The following is a 23,557-nucleotide window of genomic DNA, read 5'->3' on the forward strand; positions in this document are numbered from 1 at the left end:
ATATTTTTAATATAATTTCCAAAATGAAAAAAATACTACTCTTTATAAATTTCCTTTTCTGTTTGTCGGTTTCTGCGCAGCAAGATCCAGAATATACTCATTATATGTATAATATGAGCGTTGTCAATCCTGCGTATGCAACTGGAGTTCCTGCCATGATGAATTTCGGAGGACTATATAGAACACAATGGGTTGGAGCATACGGAGCTCCTAAAACATTCACATTTTTCGGTCACACTGCTATTACAGATAAAATAGAAGCAGGAATCTCATTTGTTTCAGATGATATTGGTGATGGAGCTAAAAAAGAAAACAACGTTTATGCAGATTTTGCATATGTTTTAAAATTAAGCAATAAAGATAAACTGTCATTAGGATTGAAAGCTGGATTTTCGTCTATGCAAAGCAATTTTAACGGATTTCGTTTTACAGATCCTCAAACCGATTATGCTTTTTCAGAAAACATAAACGCTACAAAACCTAATATTGGAGTTGGAGCCTATTATTTTAGAGATAATCTTTATGTTGGATTATCTGTTCCGAATCTTTTAAAATCAAAATATATTGAAGAAAAATCAGGTGTCAATGCTTTTGGTTCTGAAGAAATACATACTTTTTTAACAGCAGGATATGTTTTTCAGCTTAATGATATGTTGAAACTGAAACCTGCATTTATGTCCAAATTTGTCAAAGGTTCTCCAATCACTTTAGATGTTACAGCAAACGTATTGTATAATGAAAAATTTGAATTTGGTGCCGCATATAGAATTGACGATTCTGTAAGTGCATTGTTTAATATTAATGTAACACCAACTCTAAGAGTGGGTTATGCTTACGATTATACACTTACAAACTTTGGACAGTTTAATTCGGGAACACACGAAATTATGCTGTTATTCGATTTAGACTTGTTAGGAAAAGGATTTGATAAATCACCAAGATTCTTCTAAGATGAAAAATATGAAAAAACTACTTGTTATTATATTCGTATTTTCAATACAGTTTATAAACGCTCAAGATCAGGAATTGATTAGAGCAAAGAAATTTTTTGATAGAACATATTATAGTGAAGCTATTGTTTTATATCAAAAATTAGCAGACGAAAGACCTTCGCAAGAAGTGATTAAGAATTTAGCCGATTCCTATTTTTATACAAATGATTTGGTTAAAGCACAACGCTATTACAGATTATTGGTAAAGAATTACAATAAGGATTTAAATAGAGAATACTATTTCAGATATGCTCAGACCTTAAAAGCAACGAACAGCGTTGAAGACGCAAATAATAATTTAAAGGAATATTATGCGTTATCTGGAAATCCTGATGATGTTGTAAATTTTGAAAAAAGCTTAAAAACATTAGAAAATGTTTCGGCAATAGGAAAACGTTTTGAGATTAAAAATCTTGCTATAAATACACCAAATTCAGAATTTGGAGCGGTAAAATACAACGATAATTTAGTCTTCGCGGGTGTAAAATTAAAACCTGGAATATTGGATAAAAAGTTCAAATGGGATAATGAAACCTATTTGAATTTAGTTTCTATTCCATTAAAAAATATAAATTCAGCAGATTCTACTGTGCAGTATTTTGCAAAAGAATTAAAAACTGGAATGCACGAATCGAATGCTGTTTTTACAAAAGATGGCAAAACAATTTATTTTACCAGAAATAATTCTAAAAACGGAAAGAAGAAGAAAGATGAAAAGAAAATATCAAATCTTCAAATCTTTAAAGCAGAATTGGTAAACGGAAAATGGACGAATATAACGTCACTTCCGTTCAATAGTCCGAATTATTCGGTAGAACATCCAGCGTTAAGCGCAGATGAAAAAGTATTGTATTTCGCTTCGGATATGCCAGGTTCTTTAGGCTCTTTTGATATTTATTCGGTTAATATCAATAAAGGCGCATTTGATACTCCGAAAAATTTAGGTCCGAATGTGAATACAGCTAAAAGAGAGCAATTTCCTTTCGCTTCTGCGGATAATAAACTTTATTTCTCATCAGAAGGACATTTGGGATACGGATCGTTAGACGTTTTTGTTTCTGAAATTACAGGTTCAGAATATGGAGAAGCCGTAAATATCGGATTGCCATTAAATTCAAATTTAGATGATTTTGCCTTTAATATTGATTCAAATACCAAAGAAGGATATTTTGCTTCGAATAGAGAAGGAGGAAAAGGCAGCGATGATATTTATCAATTTAAAGAAATAAAAGATTTAATTGTTGAAGATTGTAAACAGTTTATTGCCGGAATTATTACCGATGTTGATACCAAATTGGCTTTAGAAAATGCAACTGTAATTTTGCAAGATTCAGAAAATAAAACTTTGAATACCATTACAACTTCTCCAGACGGAAAATTCAGTTTTACAGTTCCTTGCGAGGCTTCTTATAAGGTTAGTGCTTTCAAAGAAAATTATACTAATGCTTCTACAATTCTGACTTTGGATAAAACCAGAGATAAAAATAATGACGCTTCTCTAGCCTTAAAATCTTTAGAAGCCATTAAACAGGAAGAAAAGTTAATTGCTGAAAATAAGAGAAAGCAGGAAATTATTATAGAGGAAAATAATAAGAAGAAAGAAGCGCTTGCGGCAATCGAATTGAAAGAAAAAGAGAAGAAAGCCAAAGAAGCCGCGATTGTTGCTGCTGAAGTTAAAAAGAAAGAAAAAGTACAAGAGATTTTAGCGCAAGAAAAAGATGTTGTAAAAGATAAAGACAGATTAATCATTAAAACTGATCCGATTTATTTTGACTACAATATGTGGTACATTCGTAAAGAATCGAAAGTGGTTTTAGGAAGAGTTGTCGAATTAATGAAGAAATATCCTGGAATGGTAATTGAAATTGGTTCGCATACCGATTCGAGAGGAAATGCAAAATTCAATGAAGATTTATCACAAAAAAGAGCCAATTCGACAAGAGAATTTATCATCCAATCTGGAATCGATGCAAAAAGAGTTTCTGCAAAAGGATATGGAGAATCAGTGCCGATTATAAAATGTAAAACAGATCAAGCTTGTTCTGAAGAAGATCATGAATTGAACAGAAGATCTGAATTTGTAATTAAAAATTTATAAAACAATAGTTAGAAAGAAAAACCTTTTTTATAATTTTATAGTATAACTGCGAAATAAAAAAATATGAAAAATCTTGTCCTATCTTGTTTGCTTTTGTCTGTTATCGGATTGCAAAGCTGTAAAAATGAAGAAAAACAAAAAGCTGCTGAAGCCGCTAAAGCCGATGGCGAAAAAGTTGTAAGTACCGAATGTTATAAAGCAATTTATGAAAAGGATACTATAGATTTGAAATTAAATACTTTAAAAAACGGAAAATTAGCAGGAGATCTAATTATGAAAGTCGCGCCTTCAACTGTTAGAACAGGAGAAGTTGCGGGTGAATTTCATGGTGATACTTTATTTGTAGATTATACTTTTAAGGATAATGTAAATAAAGATAAAACCTTCAAAAATCCGATGGCGCTTTTAAAACGCAATAATCAGCTTATTTTAGGAAACGGAACAATGCAAACTACAATGGGCGTTACGTACTTAGTAAAAGACAAACCAATTGATTTTGATAGCGTAAAATACAAGTTTGATTCTGTAGAATGTTCTACAAAGTAATAAAGAAGCAAAAGCTTTTATATAAAAATAAAACGAAGCTGTCTCAAAAGGACAGCTTTTTTGTTGGACATAAATATTTATAAAAATTGATGTATTTGAAAAACCCCAGCGGGGTGAAATATTTATAGAATCGTAATAGGACAAATGAAAAAAGCTCCAGAGGAGCGACATATATTTTAAGTCGGTAGAAAAATATGTCGCTCCTCTGGAGCTTTATGTTCTAAATGTTTATTCTTTGCTATAAATATTTTGCTTCTCCGAAGCTTACAAAAAAAGCTGTCCTTTTGAGACAGCTTTTTTTGTTATTTATTGTAAAAATCCTTATTGAACTTCACCTTTAATTTTTAAGGCAACGCGTCCATCAGGATAATTTACTGCATTTGATTCAACAGTAATTGTTTTACGAATAGGTCCTGCGACCATATTATATTTTACATCGATTTTTCCTTTTTTGCCCGGCTGAATTGCTGCCGCTGGTTTTGTAACGATTATAGAACTTACTGTAGATTCTGCGCCTGTAATTAATAAAGGAGCATCTCCGGTGTTAGTAAATTCAAAGGAACGAAGTCCGTTGTCACCTTTAGAAATCTTTCCATAATCAATTGTATTGTCTGGGGCTGCAAATTCAATTTTTGGGCCGTTTTGTGCATAACCTATTGCACTAAACAATAAGACTGCAATAAAAGAGGCTGCATTTTTCATATGAAATTAGTTTTTAATTGTAAGTAAATATACATTCTTTTAATTAACACACAAATTAATAATTCGCTTTTTATAGTCTACTTAATTATTTACTTTTGCTCTCAGTAATAATTACAAAAATTGAACCAATTTTTTATTTAACTGTTTAATCGTTTATTTGTTTAATCGTTGAGATTGAATTATAAATGATGTTAGCAAGATAGAAAAACAATTAAAATAATTCAATTTTACATTATAATAATCAAAACCAATTAACGGTTAAACAAATAAACGATTAAACATAAATAGATGACAATTCCAGCACAATTTGACGCTAAAGCGATTGAGAACAAATGGTATGATTACTGGATGAAAAACAATTATTTTCATTCAGAACCAGATCATAGAACACCTTACACTATTGTAATCCCGCCGCCAAACGTCACTGGAGTCCTTCACATGGGACATATGTTGAATAATACGATTCAAGATGTTTTAATTCGTCGTGCGCGTCTTAAAGGTTTCAACGCTTGTTGGGTACCTGGAACAGATCACGCGTCTATTGCTACCGAAGCAAAAGTTGTAGCAAAATTAAAAGCAGAAGGAATCAATAAAAATGATTTAACTCGTGAAGAATTCCTAAAACACGCTTGGGAATGGACAGATAAATATGGTGGAACAATCTTGGAGCAACTTAAAAAATTAGGTGCTTCATGCGATTGGGAACGTACCAAATTTACAATGGATCCAGATATGTCTGCATCTGTAATTAAATCGTTTGTTGATTTATATAACAAAGGATTAATCTACAGAGGATACCGTATGGTTAACTGGGATCCAGAAGCAAAAACTACTCTTTCTGACGAAGAAGTTATTTACGAAGAACAACAAGGGAAATTATTTTTCTTAAAATATAAAATTGAAGGTTCAGAAGATTTCTTGACGATTGCGACAACGCGTCCAGAAACTATTTTTGGAGATACAGCAATCTGTATCAATCCAAATGATGAGCGTTTTACACATTTAAAAGGTAAAAAAGCGATCGTTCCAATTTGCGGAAGAGTGATTCCAATTATTGAAGATGAATATGTAGATGTTGAATTCGGAACAGGATGTTTGAAAGTAACGCCTGCGCACGATATGAACGATAAAACGTTAGGAGAAAAACACAATCTTGAAATCGTTGATATTTTTAATGAAGACGCAACTTTAAACAGCTTCGGATTACATTATCAAGGAAAAGATCGTTTTGTGGTTCGTACTGAAATTGCAAAAGAATTAGAAGAAATTGGAGCTTTAGCAAAAACAGAAATCCACTTAAATAAAGTTGGAACTTCTGAAAGAACCAAAGCGGTAATCGAACCTAGATTATCTGACCAATGGTTCTTGAAAATGGAAGAATTAGTAAAACCCGCAATTAAGTCGGTTTTAGAAACAGGAGAAATTAAATTACATCCAAAACGTTTCGAAAACACTTATGCACACTGGTTAAACAACATTCGCGATTGGAATATTTCTCGTCAATTATGGTGGGGACAGCAAATTCCGGCATATTATTACGGAGACGGAAAAGAAGATTTCGTAGTTGCAGAAAATATCGAAGATGCACTAAAATTAGCACAAGCTAAAACCAACAACCAACAACTAACAACCGACAACTTAAAACAAGATGTTGATGCGTTAGACACATGGTTTTCGTCTTGGTTATGGCCAATGTCTGTTTTTGGTGGAATTATGGATCCAGAAAGTCCAGATTTTAAGTATTATTATCCAACAAATGACTTAGTTACAGGTCCAGATATTTTATTTTTCTGGGTGGCGAGAATGATTATTGCAGGTTATGAATATGCAGGAGAAAAACCATTTACAAATGTGTATTTAACTGGTTTGGTTCGTGATAAACAACGTCGAAAAATGTCTAAATCATTAGGAAATTCTCCTGATCCTTTAGATTTGATCGATGCTTTTGGAGCAGATGGAGTTCGTGTTGGATTGCTTTTAAGCGCTTCGGCAGGAAACGATATTATGTTTGATGAAGAATTATGTAATCAAGGAAAAGCGTTTTCAAACAAGATTTGGAATGCATTTAAATTGATTAAAGGTTGGGAAGTTTCTGAAACTATCGCGCAGCCAGAATCATCAAAAGTGGCAATCGAATGGTACGAAGCAAAATTACAGCAGACTTTGGTTGACATTGAAGATAATTTTGAGAAATACAGAATTTCAGATTCGTTAATGGCGATCTATAAATTGGTTTGGGATGATTTCTGTTCTTGGTTTTTAGAGATGATCAAACCAGCTTACCAACAGCCAATTGACAGCGTAACTTTCGCGAAAGCGATTGAAATGTTAGAAAGCAACTTAAAATTACTTCATCCGTTTATGCCATTCTTGACAGAAGAAATTTGGCAGTTAATTGCTGATAGAACTCCAGAAGAAGCTTTAATCGTATCGACTTGGCCAGAATTAAAACCATTTGATGCAAAATTAATTGCTGATTTTGAAAATTCTATTGAAGTAATTTCTGGAATTAGAACAATCAGAAAAGATAAAAATATTCCGTTTAAAGATGCAATCGAATTAAAAGGAATCAATAGCGAAAATGTTTCTACTTATTTTGATTCAATTATAACGAAGTTAGGAAACGTTTCGGCTTTCGATTATGTTTCTGAAAAAGTAGATGGCGCATTGTCTTTCCGTGTAAAATCAAATGAATATTTCATTCCGATTACAGGAAACATTGATGTTGAAGCAGAAATTAAAAAATTGACAGAAGAATTGAATTACACAAAAGGATTCTTGAAATCTGTTGAAGCAAAACTTTCAAACGAGAAATTCGTAAACGGAGCTCCAGAGAAAGTTTTAAATATAGAAAAACAAAAACAAGCCGATGCTTTAGCAAAAATTGCTACAATCGAGCAGAGTTTGGCTGGTTTGAAATAAGAAATAGAGTTTCTATTAATTTATAAATTAAACCCGAATGATTTCAAAATCATTCGGGTTTCTTGTTTTTGTACGTGCAGTTTGTCATTCCGAGGAACGAGGAATCTCCGCGAGAAACTCCACAATCAGAATCGACAATCTTTGTCGAGCTACTTGCGGAGATTCCTCGTTCCTCGGAATGACAAAATTGAGGTGTTTTTTGGGTAAAAAAAATGTATTATTTTTTCTTCTTTAAAACCAAAAATAAAGGATAAGAAGCGATTGTAATACCAACAATAATAATAAAACTTTTAGGATCGCTGTAAATAAAACCCATCAATAAACCTATAGAAGCAATAATAGCAATTATAGTTGTATATGGATACCAAAAGGAGCGATAAGGTCTTGGTAAATCAGGTTCGGTAATTCTTAATTTTAAAAGCGAATAATAGGCAAGTCCCCAAACAATAATCGAGATAAATGCGGCGAAAGAAAACAAGACTTCAAAAGAGCCAATACAGATTAAAAATAAACTGAAAAAGGACGAAACTAAAAGAGCCACGATTGGAGTTCCGCCTTTATTTACGATTGTTCCTTTTTTAATAAAAAATCCGTCACGGCTTAATCCGTATAGAATTCTTGGCGGAATCATCATAAAGGCATTCAAAATACTGATTAAAGAAAAAATCGAAATTACCGTTACGATTTTGGCACCGTTTTCACCAAAAAGAATTTTAGCAACATCTGCCGCCGCTAGATTAGATTTTGCTAAAGTTTCAATTGGCAATACATGAAAAAAGGCAGCATTAACTAAGATATAAATTGCTACAACAAGCAAAACGCCACTATAAAGAGATTTCGGAATATTTTTGCTCGGGTCGTCATTTTCTTCTGCAAAAAAGCAAGCGGCATTCCAACCATTGTAAGTTCCTATAATAAGCTGTAATGATTTAAAAAAGCCAAAGATTAAACCAATTTGAAAGATAGAATTGTCTGTTTGAATTTTAGGGATTTGAACTCCAGTATACATAAAACAGGCAATTACTAAAGCTACGAAACAGATTACTTTTAAGAAACTTGTAATCTGCTGTATTACGCTTCCGTTTTTTACGCCACTTAAATGCAGCAAAACAAAAGCTGCCAATAACGAAATAGCCATTGTTGTTGAATAATTGGCTAGAGATGGAAATAAAATAATAATATATTCACTAATTACGATGCAGTAAAATGCGGGCGGAATAGCATTCGTAATATAATCATACCAACCAGACAAAAATCCAGCATATTCTCCTAAAGCTCTTTTGATATAATTATAAGATCCGCCTGCTTTTGGTAACATTGTAGCCAGTTCAGAATAAGAATTTGCACCCAATAAAACATACAAACCTCCGAATAACCAGCAGGCAAGAATAAGCCAGTAATTGTTTAACATTTCTGCAATTGATCCAGGTGTTCTTAAAATTCCAACTCCGATTGTTCCTCCAATTAATACGGCAATGTTAAAACTAAGACCTAAAGTTTTCTTTAATTGGTTTTTTTTTGAAATCGGACATATTTGGAGTTAATTTAAGAGAATAATAATTGAAGCAAAAGTAGCATTAATTGCAGTATAAATAGCTTTAAAATAAAAATCCCAAGATTTTCTGATTTCATTTTGAAAACAGAAAATCTTGGGAAAAACCAACCTAATTCAATGTCTTAGAATTTGTAGCGTAAACTTGTCATAAATTGACGAGGCGCTATCGGGTTCACACTGTAATTTTCGTGAACAGTATAATTTAATTCGTTTGTAATGTTTGATAATTTGCAAAGAATCGAGAATTTGTTCCAAGTATATCCAACCGAAGCATCAATAGTTGTATAACCTTTGATTGGAATTTCTCTATGGTAAATTCCGTCAGGATATTTAACAAGATCTGTACTGTATTGATCATTCCATCCACCTAAACGATCACCAATGTAGTTTCCAATTGCTCCAATAGATACACCTTTGAAGAAACCTTCTTGAACTAAATAATAAAAGCTTAAGTTAGCAGTATTTGCAGGAGTTCTAACAAGACGATCGCCTTCAATAAAACTTCCGTTTAAACCAGATGTTTTTGTGTAACGCATGTCATTGTAGCTATATCCTGCAACTATATTTAAACCTTCAACTGGTCTTGCAGTAACATCAATTTCGATACCTTTACTTTTAGTTTCTCCACTCAAAACTTTTACGTTTGTGTCTGTATTTACACTTCCGTCAGCTTTAAATTCTGCTGTTTGCGCCAAATTGTTGTTTACAATTTGATAAACAGTAACATTTGTGCTTAACATTCCTTCTAAGAAATCGGTTTTAACACCAGCTTCGTATTGATCAATAATAGAAGGTTCAATTGGTTTTAGATCTGCCGTAGTTCCTGTATTTGGAGTAAACGAAGTAGAATAACTTGCAAATAATGAAACGTCTGTTCTTGGCTGATATATTAATCCGAATTTTGGAGAAAATGCATTATCTAATTTTTTTGCACCAACGGTTGGAACTGCATTTTCTGGTTTTACAGTTTGAACTCCAGAAGCAAAAGTTTCTTTGTAAGTTGTTACTTCAGCTTCTTGCCAAGACCAACGTATACCTGCTAATACTTTTAATTTTTCTGTAATTGAGATTAAATCTTGGAAATAAACCCCAAAACGATTTGTTTCTGTTTTTGCAATTTGAGTTGCTCTAGCATTTGGAATATCATTTCTTTGCGTTGACGGATCAAAGTTGAAAAGATTGATTGTGTCATAATTTGCAGGATTGAATGCAAAAGTATAAGCAGTTGCAAATGAGTTTTCCCAATCGGCACCTGTGAAAATCTGATGTTTTACAGATCCAGTATTAAAATTTCCTTGAAGACTTATTTGATCTCCTAATATTTGTTCTGAGTTGTCGTTTTGAACCAATGGTCTTGTCCAATCTCCATTGTCTTTTACTGTAGATAATTGTGCTGTAGATTTTGAAGCTCTATCGTAAGTTTGGTAAGAACTGTTGAAATTAAGTTTCCAGTTTTTATTAAAATCATGATTTAATAAGACAGAAGCGCTGGCAGATTTTGTGTTTCCATTTGACCATAATGATCCGTAAAAAGTATTGCGAGGCAAGTCAAGGATTTTTGTGCCGATAATTCCTGTTCCAAAATCTGGAGTCCAGTCTGCTGTTAAATAATCTCCCTGAACAGTAATTTGTGTTTTCGGATTAATTACAAAAAGTAGGGAAGGATTAATATATAAACGCTCATTTTTTACAACATCTCTAAAGCTTTCTGAATTTTCGTAAGAACCGTTAAGTCTAAAAGCAATAGATTTACTAAGTCCACCGTAAACATCAAAAGCAGGTTTGTAATAAGAAAAACTTCCTATTTGCATTGATACCTCTCCACCGCTTTTAAATTGAGGCGTTTTAGTAACAAGGTTAAGAATTCCGCCCGGAGCGACATTTCCAAATAAAAGCGCAGAACCACCTTTTAAGAATTCAACCTTATCTAAACCAGAAACATCAGGAATTGATCCCGCGTTGTAACGAAATCCGTTTTTAAACATATTATTGGCAGACATATCGTAACCTCTTGAGAAAAAAGATTCTTGAGCGCCACCGCGAGCAGAACCAACATAAACTCCGTTGGCATTTTTAAGAACTTCACTTAATCTGATAGCTTGCTGCTGCTCAATAACATCAGATCCAATAACTTGTATAGATTGCGGATTGTCCATTGGCTTTAAGCCAGAACGAACTGCTGTAACTGGTTTTGGTTCTTTATTTTTAGTAACAACAACTTCGTTTAAGATTTCTCCTTTTTTATTTTTTACAGTATCATTTACTGTAGAAGTGCTTTCGTTACTTGAATAATCTTGTCCGTAAGAAGCAAGGCTTAATAATCCTAGTGCAAATAGTAAATTATATTTCATGGTATTTATTTAGATTCAATAAAAATTATCGAATGCAAATATAAATACACCTGCTATTTAACATGAAATTATGACGTGGTTTTCTTACTTAAACCTTGCTTATTCTTGTCTTAAGATTTGCTTAATAATTTTCTAATGTTATTTTAATTTTGTATTAATGAGGTTGTTTTTAAACAAAAAAAACCTCACTACAAAGCGAGGTTTTCTCTAATTGAAATTAAATCTAAGAATGAAATTTCTAAAATTATTTTACTGCAATTTGGTAAGTAGCCATTTTCCAGATTTCATCGTATTTTTTACCATTATGGTCGCCAGATGCTTTTTCAGTGTGAGCATATTCTACCATATAGTTTCCAGACCAGATTGGTGTAAAAGAGAATTCTCCTTTATCGTTTGTCCATAATTCTTTTTCCCAGCCGTTTGGAGCAATTACTTTAATTTTTGCTTCTTTTGCAGAAACTCCATCATAAAGAGCAAATCCAGTAATTTTTGTATCTTTTTTAGCTACATCAGCATTTTCAGAAAATAAACCAATCTGATTTTTATTTGCTGTAGCATAATTTCCAGCAGTTTTATTTCCAACCACTACAGTTGCGCTTGAGTTATAATCTAAAACCATAGTTCCGTAAACGTCTTTTACTTTATGGTGCATTACAACAGTGTAAACTCCATCTTCATCTGGTGTGAAAAATGCTTGATACTTATTTTCTAAAGCTTTAGAAGTTAATTTTGTTTCTTTTTTTGAAGGAGAAATTAACACTAAAGAGAAATCTTTTAAATCAGAAAACCATTTGTCTGCTTTTGTAATGTCGTTATCAGAGAATTCTCCAAAGTAAACTGAGATTTCCTGAGCTTTTCCTTTTGTTCCAGTTGCTTTAGTTTCGATCCAAAGTGCATGTGCGAAGATTTGCGGTGCGGCAAAAAGCATTAGAAATAAAAAGGTTATTGTTTTTAAAGTATTTGATTTCATAAGATCAAGTTTAAATTATTAGAATGAAATTTTCTACAAACATAAGTCTTATTTAGAATAATTAAAAATAAAAACCATAAAAAAAGCCTCAAAATTCATTATTATTAAATGATTTCGAGGCTTTTTTGTGATTTATAATTGATCTAGAATTTATAAGCGAAACTTGCTACAACATTTCTAGGTTTTTGCGGATTTACTGTAGACCAGCCTCCGTTAAAATAATCTTTGTTTGTAATGTTATTTACATTTAAGCTTACACGGAATTTAGTTGAATTGTAAAATACAGAACCATTGATAACTGTGTAAGAAGGCAAGATAAATTTACCCGTAACTTCGCTATCTAAAATGGCATTGTCGCTAGCATAATTTCCACCAAAACCAAGACCGAAATTTTCTAAAGTTCCTTCTTCAAATTTATAAGTTGCCCAAAGATTTACTAAGTTTTTTGGACCAGCCCAGAAAGGTCTTTTTCCTTGATCTAACCAAACATTGTTTTCGTCTCCTTTAGTAATTTCACTTTGATTATAGCTATATCCAGCAATAATGCTTAAGCCTTTTAATGGGGCAGCATTCAAATCAAATTCAAAACCTTGGCTTCTTGCTTCACCTCCTTGCGCGCTGTACATTGGATTGCTAGTAACTAAATTAGCAACATTGATGTCGTAATAACTCATTGTCGCAGTTAATCTGTTTGAAAACAAATCGGCTTTAATTCCAGCTTCTAACTGATTGGCGTGTTCTGGTTTAAAAGTTTGAGAACCAATAAAATTTCCATCAGTATCATAAATGGCACTTGGAGCAATATTTCTAAAACCATTCATATAATTAGCAAATACAGATAATTGATCTTTAATTGGCTGATAAACAACTCCAAATTTTGGAGATAATGCCGTTTGAGTATAGTTGTCTGTATCGGTTTTAATGTTTCCTTCTGTATCGAAATAATCTACTCTTAAACTTGCCATTGCTAATAATGAAGGCGTAATATTTAAAACATCAGATGCATAAGCACTATAAGTTGCATCTTTAGAATTATAATTTGGACCAGCTTCTGCCGCCAATAATTGATCTACTGAAGTCTGGCTAAGATTATATGGGTTTGCAGGATCTATTTGTCTTACTTCGCCTTGAGCGGTAACATTGTATAATTTTCCGTAACCAGAACCAGCAAACATAAGATTTCTGTCAAAATAATCTAAACCTACAACAAGACGATTTCTCATACTGCCGATTTTAAAATCTCCAATAAAATTCTGCTGAATATCGGTTGTTGACGTTTGTGAATTCTCTTTAGTAATCCAAAAAGCAAAATCTCGGTTTCCGTCTTCATTGTCGTAGATATAAGAATAATATCCTCTTGATTTAGAAGATGTTCTTGATAAAACCGTTTGAGATGTCCATTGCTCAGAGATTTTATAAGTCATTTGTCCTTGCAAATTAAATCTCGGATTTTTCATCGGAAGATCGTTGCTGTAAAAAGATAAATCGGTATTGTAATTTAAATCGGCTAAGTCTTTGAATTGCAATTGTGAATCTCTTCCTAAAAACAACATAGAAGGCGTTGTTTTTTCTTCAGACATAAATTCTGTATTGATTAAGAAAGATAATTTGTCGTTTACTTTGTAAGAAAGGGAAGGAGCTACAAAAATTGAAGTACGGAATCCTGCATCTTGAAAACTATTTTCTGTTTGGTAAGCGGCATTAATTCTAAAAAGTACATCATTATTATCGTCTAGCGGAGTATTTACATCGGCAGTAACTCTGTTTAAACCAAAACTTCCGGCAAGATAAGAAACTTCACCGCCAAAACCGCTGTAAGGTTTTTTAGTAACCGTATTGATAAGTCCGCCGTAACTTACTAAACTGCTTCCGAATAAAGTTCCAGAAGGACCTTTGATAACTTCGATTCTTTCAATATTTGAAGGATCTAAAGTTCCGCTTGTAACGCCTGGTAAACCGTTTACAATATTAGCCTGAACTTCAAATCCGCGAAGCGAATAATAAGAACCTCCATCGCCGCCACGACCTGTAGACTCCCAAAGTTTCTGAATTCCAGGAACATTTTTTAAGGCATCTTCATAGTTAGTAATTGCTTGTTCTTTCATTAATTCAGATGAAACGATATTGTAAACCTGTGGATTTTCTACATTTTTAAGAGGCATTTTTGAAACATAAGTACTTTGTTTCGGAAACGCTTTTCCTCTATTATTAGTGATAATAACCTCTTGAAGCTGTTTATTTGAAACCGTTAATTTTAAATTGAGTGAATTGGTTTCATTAGCTATAACTGTAACTTGCTGTTCTAGAGTTTCGTAACCAGTAAGAGAAACTTGTAAAGTGTACGTATTAGGTTTAACACGATTAAATTCAAAAGCTCCATCTTCGTCGGTAACGGTGCCGTATTTTGAATTTTTAAGGATAATGTTAACCCCAACTGCGTTTTCTCCGTCAGAGGTTGTAATTGTACCTTTAATTTTTCCCAAGTTTTGCTGGGCAAAAATAGCGTTGCAAAATAAAAAGAACAGGCAGAATATGGTACTTATCTGCTTGATGCGATTTGAATAATTCATGGTAATTTTTTTGGATTAATTTTCTGCTTTTATTATTTAGAATAATTAAAAACAAGGCAAAAATAGAAATTATAATTTCCTTAACAAAAAAAATCCACTATTTAGAGGTTATTAAATTTTAAAAAAAAAGCCTATTTTTTATTAAACAGGCTTCGGATTTGCTTTTTTCTTCTTATTTCGTCCCCACCAAATTAGAAAACCTGTTATGGGTAAACTGGCGCATACAAGACTGGCAAAGAATGCTAATACTTTTCCTGGAAATCCAAGAATGCTTCCAACATGCAAATCATAATTTATAAATCGGAATTTTTCGCCATTATTTTTGTCTTCGTATTTTGTTATTTTAAGATTCTTGCCTGTATATTGGTCAAACTCCATTGACACGTCATCAAAACGATTTTCGTAGCGAATAAATGTTTGATAAGTTGCCAAAGAATCTTTTTCTTCGGGCGTAAACAAAAAGTAACATTTAGCTTTAGGATTTGCTTTTACAGTCGCTAAATATATTTTATCGGTAGCGCTAATTTTGGTATAATGAGTGGTGTCTGAAACGATTCTTTCTTCTTTTGGAAAAGTTTTCCCTCCGTTAAATAACCATTGAATTCCTTGGTCATAACATCTGAAAGCCCAAACTAAGCCCGTTAATGCAATTATTAAAGCGAAAATCATCATATAAAAACCCATAATATTATGCAGATCGTAGTTTTTACGTTTCCATTTGGTGGTATTTTTCCATTGAAACCAAAAACGTTGTTTTGCCGCACTTTTATTTTTTGGCCACCAAAGAATCAAACCTGTAATTAGTGAAATAATAAATATAATGGTTGCTGTTCCCACAATTGGATCTCCAATTTCGCTATTTAAGCAAAGTGTTTGATGAAGCATTCGTACAAATACGAAAAACTCAAAATTGTAATCTTCAATTTTCTTTATGCTTCCTGTGTATGGATCTACATAAACGTAAGTTGTATGATATTGATTCCAGTACCAAATAGCATCTTTGTCTATTTCTTCATAAAACCAGGTTTCAATAGTGCGTTTGTCATCATTAAATGTTTTGCATCCTGAAAAGGTTTGTTTTGGATGAATTTTTTTGTTGGTTTCTTTTGCGATTTCTATTAAATGGCTGATCGGTAGTTTTTTATCTTTTACCTGATCAACATAATAATGATTGTGAATTATTGGACGTAATTCTTCTTCAAAAGCGTACAGACAACCCGTAATTCCAAGTATGACAACGATTATTCCAGAAGACAATCCTAGCCATAAATGTATTTTTAGTATTAGTTTTTTAAAAGTCATTTTATAAAAAATTAAAAAATAAAATTGATAAAAAAAGAAACACCTCTGCAGCTAAACAGAGGTGTTTTTTTTAAGAAAATGACTTTAGAATTTCAATGTCAAATTAACCAAAAAGTTTGACGGAGCTTGAGAGTTTCCGTAGAAATCCCAATATTTTTCATTAGATAAATTGTTGAATTTAACTCCAATTCTCCAAGTCGGTTGATCGTAAAATACGGTTGCATTTGCTGTTGTGTAAGATGGAATGTAGAAAACGTTGTCTTCAAACATATAGCTTTTTCCAACATAATTTATTCCAAATCCAGCACCTAAACCTTTTACAGTATTTTGTAACGTATAAGTTGTCCAGAAATTAGCAACATTTTCTGGAGCTCCGACAGCTTTTTTTCCAGTTGCGGGAATAGTATTATCGTTGAAAGCATATCCAGCAATAATATTAAAACCATTTATTGGATTCGCAATTAATTCAAAATCAAAGCCTTTACTCACTTGTTCGCCATTCTGAAATGCAAAACCATCATTATCATATTGTACAGCGTTATCAATTTTGATGTTATAATAACTTAAAGTAGTGCTCAATTTTTTATTGAATGCTTCTACTTTTACACCAAATTCATATTGTGCCGCGTAAACAGGATCTAAAATTAATCTTGTAGCATCGGGCTGTGTAGCAGGAGGCGAGTTTTGGAATCCGTTCATGTAGTTTCCAAAAACCGAAACTTGATCTTGAACAATTTGATACACTAATCCTAATTTTGGAGATAATGCTGTTTGATCGTAACCTTCTGTACTTTCGTCTGTGTCTAATTTAAAATTATCTAAACGTAAACTCAACATGGCAGATAATCTATCAGTAAAATTAATAACATCAGAAGCGTAAACACTAAAAGTTTTGCTAGTTGTAACAGGATAAGCAGTTTGGGTTAAAGTTGCATCAACTGTTTTTCTTCTCATCGGATTAAAAGGAGTTCTCACATCGATAGTGTCAAGATATCTTGTAACTCCAGAAGAGAAACCACTTTTGTTGAAGCTGTAGTTTGCACCAACTAAAAGCTTGTGTTTAATGCTTCCAGTTTTAAACTGGCCATTAAAGTTTTGCTGAATATTTGTATAGTTGTCATAAATAGGACCCCAGTTTCCAACTCTTCTTGCTGCTTCGTAAGGGTTTAGCCAAAGCGTATAAGTTTGATAACTGCGTTCTACGTTTTCTCCCATAAATGAGAATAACGTAGTAGATTTCCAATTATCAGATATTTGATATTCTGCCTGAGCAAAAACTTTATTTGCAGAAGTTTTAGCATCGTTATCATCGTAAAATAATGATTTTCTATAACCAATTTTCAAATCTCCAGGATTTGTAATTCCAGAAGCGGCGTCATATCTATGGTAAGTACGTCTTGTATTGTTTGAGCTGATATATTCAGCATCGATATTGAAAGTAAGTTTGTCGCTTGCTTTAAAAGTTAAGCTTGGCGTAAAAGCAACCGTATTATTAAAGCCATAATCTAAAAAGCTTTTCTCTCTGTTAACTGCTGCATTCACTCTAAATAATACCGTTTTATCTTTGTTTAAAGGAGTATTTACATCAGCAGTAAAACGATTTAAATTAAAACTCCCCATTGTATAAGATACTTCTGTAGCAGTGGTTTCGAAGGGTTTTTTAGTTACAAGGTTTACTACACCACCAAAAGATGAAATAGTAGAACCGAATAAAGTTCCAGAAGGTCCTTTCAAAACCTCAATTCTTTCAACGTTGGCAAGGTCTGTAGAAGAACGGTTGGTAGACATTTCCATACCATTTCTAGCATTAATACCCGTTGTAAAACCTCTAAAAGTTACTCCAACTCCTCCAGAAGGATACGTAACCGGCACAGATCCAGGAGAGTTTTGTACCGCACTTTTTACATCTATAGAAACTTGTTCTAATAAAAGTTCTTTATGTATTACATTGTAAACCTGAGGATTTTCAAGATTTTTTAATGGCATTCTGGCAACGTAATCGGTTTTTTTAGATGCGATGCTCTTTTTACCGCTAACTACAACTTCTTGCAATTCTTTGTTCGAAACTTTAAGTTGTAGATTAAGAGAAGTGGTTTCATTTTCGGTTACTGTCACTTGAGTTTCTAAAGTTTCATAACCTGTTAAAGAGATTTGTAGCGTATAAGAATTCGCTCTTACTCTGTTAAAATCGAAAGTACCGTCATCATTAGAAACAGTACCGTATTTAGTATTTTTTAGAATAATATTTACTCCGGCAGCAGCGTCGCCATCTGAAGTTGTAATTGTTCCTTTAATTTTTCCGTTGTTCTGTTGTGCAAAAATGGATAAGAACGAAAACAAAAAGCTGATTGAAAATAGAAAACGTAAGGTTTTCTGATTGAGGTAATTCATTGCTATTTTTTAATTGGTTTATAAATAGTTTTTATTTAGAATGAATAAAAACAATGCAAATGTAGCTATAAAAATTTCTTTAGCAAATATTATTTTTAAGGATTTTATAAGCATTTGTTAAGATTATTTTAAGAAAGTAAGAGATGTTTTATGTTTTAATTTTAAAAATAAAATCAAGTTTTTGTGAAAACAGAAAAAAGTAGAACGCTCACCCTAAAAAAAGCCTTAATTTTGCAGTCTGAAAAACAATTTCATGATTTTATCTTTCTTCAAAAAAATTCAAAATACACCTCGAGGATACCGAATAGCTAATACTGTTTTTTTCTTTTTATCTGGTTTCGGATATTCTTCGTGGGTTTCTAGAATTCCACATATACAAGCACAATTACATTTATCTGAAGCGCAGTTTGGAGCTGTTTTATTTGCATTTCCAATTGGTTTAATGCTGACAATGCCCTTTACAGGAAAATTATTAAACAAGTACAGTAGCCGTTATATTATGCTTTTGGGCGCTATTATGTTCAATATTGTGCTGTCTTTACCAGGTTTGGTGGCTTTTGTTTGGCAGTTGGTTATTGTACTTTTAATTTTTGGAGCTTCACGAAATATCTTCAACTTATCGATTAATGCGCAATCTTTAGAAGTGCAGAAATTATATCCGAAATCTATTATTACTCGATTTCATGCGGTTTGGAGTATTGCCGTATTTTCTGGAGCTGGTTTAGGATATGTTATGGTGACACAGAAAATCGCGCCATCGCATCATTTGTTGGGAGTTAGTGTTTTTATGCTAGCGCTTACAGCTTGTTTTTATCCGATGAGTATTCATAACGAACCTGTTCCTGTTAAAAAGAAGTTTTTCTCAATGCCTGAAAAAAATCTAGTAAAATTTGCTATGATTTGCTTTGTTTCAATGGCTTGCGAAAATACAATGTACGACTGGAGCGGAATTTATTTTGAAAACATCTTAAAAGCTTCACCAAAATTAACGAGTGCTGCGTTTGTATTTTTTGCTTCGGCTGTAACTTTAGGACGTATTTTTGGTGATTATGGCGTTATGAGATTCGGAACTAAAAAAATCCTTCTCTATAGCGGAATTCTAATCACTTTAGGTTTCGGAATTTGCTTTATTCTTCCATACGCATATCCAACTATTTTTGGTTATGTTTTAATCGGATTTGGAGTGTCTTGTGTTGTTCCGTTGGTATTTAGCATAGCCGGAAGATCTTCAAAATTAAGCAGCGGTTCTGCCTTAACTTCGATTTCTACAATCGGTTATTTAGGATTTTTATTGGTTCCGCCAATGGTTGGTTTTATTTCTGAATATCTAAGTATGAAATGGGCGTTTTTAGTGATGGCGCTTTTAGGTATTCTAATGATTTTTATGGTGAATAAGATCGGGGAGAATGAGTAGTTTTTAAGTTGCTAAGGTTCTGAGATGCTGAGGTTCTAAGGTTTTTATACTTTTTATACTTAATAAAGATTCCATTTTTGTTGATAATTTTTAAAATTCCGTAGGAATGAACTATTTTGTAGCAACGGATTTTGATCCGTTGGAGAAACGAATTATGTATTTTACTAAAATGAACATATTTTAGAGCTATTCGCGTCTATTTCTTTTTTAAATTCTGAAGGTAATTGTATTTTATATCTGCACAAATCTTTCATTTCATATTGCTGTGTTTTTTGATTGAAAAGAATTGTTTGATAAGACATATAATCTGAGTTGTAATACCACACATTAGCATTTTGGTCAACATATAAAACCCAATAATGATAAGGGCTAAAAGTTTCGTCTAAGCTTTGTTGAAACAATATTTTATTTTTGCCATTTCTTATGGCAAAAATTTTTGATTCGTCTTTTAATTCTTTAATTAAAATATTTCGATCTTTGCCAGGAATAGTATAAATTCCATCTTCATACAAAAAGCCTGATTTAATGCTTTTATAATTTAATTGATAGTTATTGCAAGACAAAAAAAGAAGAATTAGAATAATACTGCACATTATTCTAATTCTTCTTTTCTCTATTTTAGTTTTTATCAAAAACATCAAATTACTTCTTCGTCATAACAAATTTCTCAGAACTAGGTTTTCCGTTCAAATTTCCAGAAATCTCAGCTGTCAAAGAATTATTTGCGCCTTTTGTGTACGTGATTTTTTGAGGATAATCATGTTTCGGATTTTCGAAAACCAATTGCTGTTCCGTTTCAGAAGTTGATGGAAAAAATACAGGTTTGTCATCATTTTGACCTTTTACGGTTGCTTTATAAGTCAAAGTTTCTCCTAACTGCGCTAGAATAATACTTTCAGAATGAATGGTGTCTTTTCCTTTTATAAAATAAGAAACCGCACTAAAAGTACTATCATTTAGTTTTTGCCAGTTTTCAGATAAAACTCCGTCTGGTGTTGTATTTTCCCAGTTTCCGATTAACCAGTCGGCTTTTTTGATTTTATCTTTTTCAACAGTTTCTTTTTTTTGGCAAGAAACAAAAGCTATTGTAAGTGCGATAAGAGTAATTCTTTGAAACATAATTTTTGAGTTTTGATTGTACTAATGTATGAAAAAAATGTTTGCCACTGTTTACACAAATTTCCATGAATTATATTTGAAATTGCGAGATAAATTTTTGCCACAGATTAAAAGGATTTTAAAGATTTTTTTCACGCAGATTTGCAGATTCTGGCAGATTTAATTTTATAAATCTGCGAATATCTACTTACATCTGTAAAATCTGCGTGAAATAAATTTGTGGAAATTTGTGGCAACAGGCAAAGCAAAAAGAAATCTGTGCTAATCCTTTTAATCTGTGGCTAAAAAAAATAGTTTAAACGCTTTCCTTTAAAATAGAATAAACCAATTCTTTCGTAGGTTTTTGATCTCCGAGTTTTGCACGAACGTCATCAAAAGTTACTTTAAAATCGCAACCCGATTTGTATTCTGCACAACCGTAAGCCGTTTTTCCTTTTAGAATTGTTCCTTTTTTACATTTCGGACAAACCAAAGTATCGGAACTTTCTGTGGCTGTAGCTTTATTTTCTGTTTTTTTTGGCTCTAATTTCAGTTTGTAATTTTCCTCAAAACGAATTAATCCCTCAACAGTTCCAGAATCGGTTTTAAAACCTTTTATGTTTACAGTCGAACCTTTTTGAATCAATCGTAAATATTGGCTTTCTGTGATTTTTTTGCCATAAAAAACAAATGGTAAAACAAAATCACAACCCGATTTGTATTCGCTGCATCCAAAAGCTGATTTTCCTTTGAGAATATTTCCTTTTTGACATTTCGGACACGTTTCTGCTGAAATTCCAGAAGCTTTCTTTTTTTCTGCTTTTATCACAGGTTTCTGAATCGTTGCGGCATGCGAAATATTGGCGTGTTTGGTTTCGCTTCTAACTTCATAAACTAAAGCTTCCACCATGCTTTTCATATTTCGAATGAATGCTGCTGCGGTAAAAGTACCTTTTTCAATATCTTTCAATTGTTTTTCCCAAGTTCCGGTAAGTTCAGCCGATTTAACCAATTCATTCTGAATCGTATCAATCAATTGAATTCCTGTTAAAGTCGGTAAAACCTGTTTTTTATTTCGAACAATATACTGGCGTTTAAAAAGCGTTTCGATAATATTAGCACGCGTAGACGGACGACCGATTCCGTTTTCTTTCATCAGTTCGCGTAAATCTTCGTCGTCGACCTGTTTTCCAGCAGTTTCCATTGCACGCAATAAAGTCGCTTCTGTAAACTGATTAGGTGGTTTGGTTTCTTTTTGAAGGAAAGAAGGCTCGTGCGGACCTTTTTCGCCAACAACAAAACTCGGCAATAAATCGGGTTCTTTTTCTTTCGCGTTCGGATCTTCAAAAACAACTCGAAAACCTTTTTTCAAGATTTCTTTTCCTGTAGCTTTAAAAGTTACATCGGCAGCTTTTCCAATTACTGTGGTATTCGCAACCAAACAATCATCATAAAAAACAGCAATAAAACGCCTTGTAATTATATCGTAAACCTGCTGCTGATTGTATGCTAAATTATTTTGAACTCCAGTTGGAATAATCGCATGGTGATCGGTTACTTTTTTATCATTGAAAACCTTTGGCGATTTTTTGATTTTTTTCTCTAAAATTGGTTGTGTCAATTCTGCATAATTGGTTAATTTCTGCAAAATTCCAGGCACTTTTGGGTAAATATCTCCAGGTAAAAAAGTCGTATCAACTCTCGGATATGTAATCACTTTTTGTTCGTACAAAGTCTGTGCAATTTTCAGCGTTTCTTCTGCCGAAAATCCAAATTTTTGGTTGCAATAAACCTGTAAACCTGTTAAGTCAAAGAGTTTTGGCGCATATTCATTTCCGTTTTTTTTGTCGACAGAAACAATTTCAAAATCGCTTTCTTTAACTTTTTCGGCTAAGATTTCTCCATCTTCTTTTTTCAAGAAACGACCTTCTTCATAACTAAAAAGTGTATCTCTGTATAAAGTCTGCAATTCCCAATAGGGTTGAGGTTTAAAATTTTCGATTTCTCTAAAACGATCTACAACCATTGCCAATGTTGGCGTTTGCACGCGTCCGATTGACAAAACTTGTTTGTAACCACCATGTTTTACGGTATACAAACGTGTAGCATTCATACCCAAAAGCCAATCGCCAATGGCTCTCGAAAATCCGGCGTAAAATAAATTATCGTAATTGGTAGATGGTTTTAAGTTTTCAAAACCTTCTTTTATGGCTTCAGTTGTAAGAGACGAAATCCATAATCGCTGAATTTCACCTTTATAATTCGCCTCGTTCATCACCCAACGCTGAATCAATTCTCCTTCCTGTCCAGCATCCCCGCAGTTTATGACTACATCGGCTTTGTCAAAAAGACTTTTTATGATTTTAAACTGTTTTTGAATTCCAGAATTCTGAACCACTTTTGTTTCAAATTTTTCAGGAAGCATCGGAAGATTGTTCAAATCCCAGCTTTTCCAATGCGGTTTGTAATCGTTTGGTTCTTTTAAGGTGCACAAATGCCCGAAAGTGTAAGTTACTGCATAACCGTTGCCTTCATAATAGCCATCGTGTTTGGTATTAGCACCTAAAACAGATGCGATTTCACGTGCTACACTTGGTTTCTCGGCAATACAGACCTTCATTTTTTCTTTTCTAGTTAGTGAGCGAA

Annotated in this window: 15 protein-coding genes; 5 read left to right on the top strand and 10 right to left on the bottom strand. The window is 32.8% G+C overall.

What is annotated here, in order from left to right:
• The first annotated feature begins 23 nt into the window (after window positions 1-23).
• From NYQ10_RS11045 to NYQ10_RS11055, 3 genes are all read left to right on the top strand, one after another.
• Window positions 24-950, top strand: a complete 927-nt coding sequence (locus tag NYQ10_RS11045) for a PorP/SprF family type IX secretion system membrane protein (RefSeq protein WP_289880822.1) — start codon at window positions 24-26, stop codon at window positions 948-950.
• 10 nt (window positions 951-960) lie between these two features.
• Window positions 961-3,090 (top strand): OmpA family protein, encoded by a 2,130-nt coding sequence (locus NYQ10_RS11050; protein ID WP_289880823.1) that lies wholly within the window; start codon window positions 961-963, stop codon window positions 3,088-3,090.
• Between the two features lie 63 nt (window positions 3,091-3,153).
• The gene (locus NYQ10_RS11055) at window positions 3,154-3,636 is read left to right on the top strand and encodes a hypothetical protein (RefSeq protein ID WP_289880825.1); all 483 of its coding nucleotides are present in this window, start codon (window positions 3,154-3,156) and stop codon (window positions 3,634-3,636) included.
• 321 nt (window positions 3,637-3,957) lie between these two features.
• Here the strand turns inward: NYQ10_RS11055 and NYQ10_RS11060 are convergent, their stop codons facing one another.
• Window positions 3,958-4,338: a DUF1573 domain-containing protein gene (locus NYQ10_RS11060; protein WP_276174517.1), complete on the bottom strand. Its 381-nt coding sequence runs from the start codon at window positions 4,336-4,338 to the stop codon at window positions 3,958-3,960.
• A gap of 288 nt (window positions 4,339-4,626) precedes the next feature.
• On the opposite strand from NYQ10_RS11060, the gene NYQ10_RS11065 reads away from it, so the two are divergent.
• A complete protein-coding gene (locus NYQ10_RS11065) occupies window positions 4,627-7,260 on the top strand; it encodes a valine--tRNA ligase (protein ID WP_289880827.1) in 2,634 nt (877 codons plus the stop codon).
• A 217-nt stretch (window positions 7,261-7,477) separates the two neighbouring features.
• Here NYQ10_RS11065 and NYQ10_RS11070 read toward each other — a convergent pair whose 3' ends face one another.
• The 6 genes from NYQ10_RS11070 to NYQ10_RS11095 form a co-directional block, all read right to left on the bottom strand.
• Window positions 7,478-8,794 carry an APC family permease gene (locus tag NYQ10_RS11070; protein ID WP_354669352.1) on the bottom strand — a complete coding sequence of 439 codons (1,317 nt, stop codon included), beginning with the start codon at window positions 8,792-8,794 and terminating at the stop codon, window positions 7,478-7,480.
• A 143-nt stretch (window positions 8,795-8,937) separates the two neighbouring features.
• Window positions 8,938-11,166 (bottom strand): TonB-dependent siderophore receptor, encoded by a 2,229-nt coding sequence (locus NYQ10_RS11075; protein WP_289880830.1) that lies wholly within the window; start codon window positions 11,164-11,166, stop codon window positions 8,938-8,940.
• A gap of 244 nt (window positions 11,167-11,410) precedes the next feature.
• A complete protein-coding gene (locus tag NYQ10_RS11080; RefSeq protein WP_289880831.1) occupies window positions 11,411-12,136 on the bottom strand; it encodes a DUF4198 domain-containing protein in 726 nt (241 codons plus the stop codon).
• Between the two features lie 143 nt (window positions 12,137-12,279).
• On the bottom strand, window positions 12,280-14,706 hold the full coding sequence (locus NYQ10_RS11085; protein ID WP_289880832.1) for a TonB-dependent receptor: 2,427 nt from the start codon (window positions 14,704-14,706) through the stop codon (window positions 12,280-12,282).
• Between the two features lie 141 nt (window positions 14,707-14,847).
• Window positions 14,848-16,008: a PepSY-associated TM helix domain-containing protein gene (locus NYQ10_RS11090; RefSeq protein ID WP_289880833.1), complete on the bottom strand. Its 1,161-nt coding sequence runs from the start codon at window positions 16,006-16,008 to the stop codon at window positions 14,848-14,850.
• Window positions 16,009-16,092: 84 nt separating this feature from the next.
• Window positions 16,093-18,399: a TonB-dependent receptor gene (locus NYQ10_RS11095; protein ID WP_289880834.1), complete on the bottom strand. Its 2,307-nt coding sequence runs from the start codon at window positions 18,397-18,399 to the stop codon at window positions 16,093-16,095.
• A gap of 253 nt (window positions 18,400-18,652) precedes the next feature.
• Here NYQ10_RS11095 and NYQ10_RS11100 point away from each other — a divergent pair, with 253 nt between their 5' ends.
• Window positions 18,653-19,813 (top strand): MFS transporter, encoded by a 1,161-nt coding sequence (locus tag NYQ10_RS11100; RefSeq protein WP_289880835.1) that lies wholly within the window; start codon window positions 18,653-18,655, stop codon window positions 19,811-19,813.
• A gap of 164 nt (window positions 19,814-19,977) precedes the next feature.
• On the opposite strand, the gene NYQ10_RS11105 is transcribed toward NYQ10_RS11100, so the two are convergent.
• From NYQ10_RS11105 to NYQ10_RS11115, 3 genes are all read right to left on the bottom strand, one after another.
• Complete coding sequence (locus NYQ10_RS11105; protein ID WP_289880837.1) at window positions 19,978-20,376, bottom strand: hypothetical protein; 399 nt, start codon at window positions 20,374-20,376, stop codon at window positions 19,978-19,980.
• A 79-nt stretch (window positions 20,377-20,455) separates the two neighbouring features.
• Window positions 20,456-20,932, bottom strand: coding sequence for a DUF6265 family protein (locus tag NYQ10_RS11110; protein WP_289880839.1), 477 nt, complete (start codon window positions 20,930-20,932; stop codon window positions 20,456-20,458).
• 295 nt (window positions 20,933-21,227) lie between these two features.
• Window positions 21,228-23,531: a type IA DNA topoisomerase gene (locus NYQ10_RS11115; RefSeq protein ID WP_289880843.1), complete on the bottom strand. Its 2,304-nt coding sequence runs from the start codon at window positions 23,529-23,531 to the stop codon at window positions 21,228-21,230.
• Between the last annotated feature and the right edge of the window lie 26 nt (window positions 23,532-23,557).

It is taken from the genome of Flavobacterium johnsoniae (genome assembly GCF_030388325.1).
Classification (GTDB): Bacteria; Bacteroidota; Bacteroidia; order Flavobacteriales; family Flavobacteriaceae; genus Flavobacterium; species Flavobacterium johnsoniae_C.